Genomic DNA, 2,030 nt, shown 5'->3' with positions numbered 1-2,030 from the left:
GATCATCGACGTGAACACCGTCCGGGACCGACGGCATCGACGGGTTGGAGATCGGCATCGTGCTGCCCTCGGGCCACAACGCTGATCAACGCCTGAGCCACCCGCCAGCACCGAAAGTGCGGATGAACCATTCTTCGACGCTGTTTGACAACATGTCCCTTTGGTCTCAAGCGAATGCTGATGGCCGCGAAGCTGATATCCAGTAAATTGCTGCCTAATCTCCGAAAAGATATTCCGATTATAGCGAGTATCAATTACCAGGCGTCCGCTGCTCGCGGGTTTGTGGCCGGAAGCGGAACAGCAGATATCTGCCCATCAGAAACGCTTGGGCGTGCGATGCGTGGCGGCAGATGGCCGATTTCGTTGAAAAACTCGTTCTCGGCCGAGATCGGAGCGTGGGCGGGATGAGCCCTCGTTCCCGAGCCGGGTGTCCCTTGCCGGTCAAGCCGGGCTCGGCTGCGGGACCGGGATGATCTTGGCGAGCTTCCTCAGGTTCTGGGCGGCGGCTGCGAGGTGGAACTCGTTTCTCGCTCCGTTCGGTCCTCGTAGCCGGAGGCGGTCCAGCTTCAGGACGCGCTTTAGGTGGGCAAACAACATCTCGACCTTCTTGCGTTCGCGTCGTGAGGTTTTGCCTTCCTCGGACCGCGCGATGTCGCGGGCCATGTCCCGCGCGCCCTCGTAGATCGAGCGCGGGACCTTGCGCACCGGCTCGTTCGGGCAGCACCGCGCCTTCAACGGGCATGGCGCGCAGTCGAACTTGCTCGCCCGGTACAGCAGCGTCGCCCCGTCGTTGACCAGGGTGCCGGTCGTGGTCAGCACCTGGCCCGCCGGGCAGCGGTAGACGTCGCCCGGCTGGTCGTAGGTGAAGTCGGCGCGTGAGAAGGTGCCGTCGGTGCGGGTCGATTTGTCGAACACGCTGATGTGCGGCTCGATGCCCTGCTCGTAGACGAGCCAACCCAGCATCTCGGCCGAACCGTAACCGCTGTCGCCAGCCAGCTTGGCCGGATAGAGGTCGAAGCGCTCGCGCGAACGCTCGATCATGCGTTTGGCCGCTGTAACCTCGGCTTGCCGGATGGCTGTGGTCGCCTCGACGTCGACGATGATCGCGTGGTCGAGGTCGATCAGATAGTTGGCCGTGTAGGCGAAGAACGCCTGCCCGCCGTGCGCTCCAGTCCAGCGCGCGGCCGGATCGGCGGGCGAGATGAACTTGGGCGGCACCGGCGTCGCGGCCCCGAAGGCGGCCTCGTCGAGGACGGCGAGGTACTCCTGAGCAGCGCGGCTCACGACCTCAGGCGGCAGGCCGGCAGAGCCTTCCACCCCCTTGTGCCGATTGGCATCGGCCTTGATCAGGCTGCCATCGACGGCAAAGCCTTCGCCACCGACGAGCCCCTCGGCGATGCAGCGGGCGAGCACGGTCTCGAACAGGCGACGCAGGAGATCACTGTCGCGGAAGCGGCCATGGCGATTCTTGGAGAAGGTAGAATGATCCGGCACCCGGCCGTTGAGACCAAGCCGGCAGAACCAGCGGTAGGCGAGGTTGAGGTGGACCTCGTCGCAAAGCCGACGCTCGGAGCGGATACCGAGGCAGTAGCCGACGATCAGCATGCGGATCATCAACTCGGGATCGACGGAAGGGCGGCCCGTCGAGGCGTAGAACGGGGCCAGCTCCTGGCGCAGGCCGGTCAGGTCGACGAACCGGTCGATGGAGCGAAGCAGATGTTCGGCGGGGACGTGCGTCTCAAGCGAGAACTCATAGAACAGGGCACCCTGCTCGACTTGCCGAGGTCCCATCATCTGCTTCGATCTCCGTCTCTCGACAGAAGTGAATCACCTCATCACAACCGCTGCAACACCCGAGTTTTTCAACAGAATCCACCCATTGCAGACATTCGAGAAGCCTCAGTCGCTCCCCATCAGAAATCGTCGTGGGCGATCCTTCTGGCGAGAGCCTCCGGCAGGCCTTGGGTCGGCTTTGCAGGTGGCCTGCTGAAGGTACCAGTCTCGGCTTTTCGGGGGCGGAGCGCGATAAG

At 63.7% G+C, this 2,030-nt stretch carries 1 protein-coding gene; it reads right to left on the bottom strand.

The window, feature by feature from the left end:
- Positions 1-441: 441 nt before the first annotated feature.
- Positions 442-1,794: a transposase gene (locus tag MKL11_RS22255; RefSeq protein ID WP_243947385.1), complete on the bottom strand. Its 1,353-nt coding sequence runs from the start codon at positions 1,792-1,794 to the stop codon at positions 442-444.
- Between the last annotated feature and the right edge of the window lie 236 nt (positions 1,795-2,030).

Origin of the sequence: Methylobacterium sp. J-077, assembly GCF_022829365.1 — a bacterium.
In the GTDB taxonomy this organism is placed as follows: domain Bacteria; phylum Pseudomonadota; class Alphaproteobacteria; order Rhizobiales; family Beijerinckiaceae; genus Methylobacterium.
Note: the sequence above shows the minus strand (reverse complement) of the source record. Positions and strands in the feature narration are given on the sequence as shown.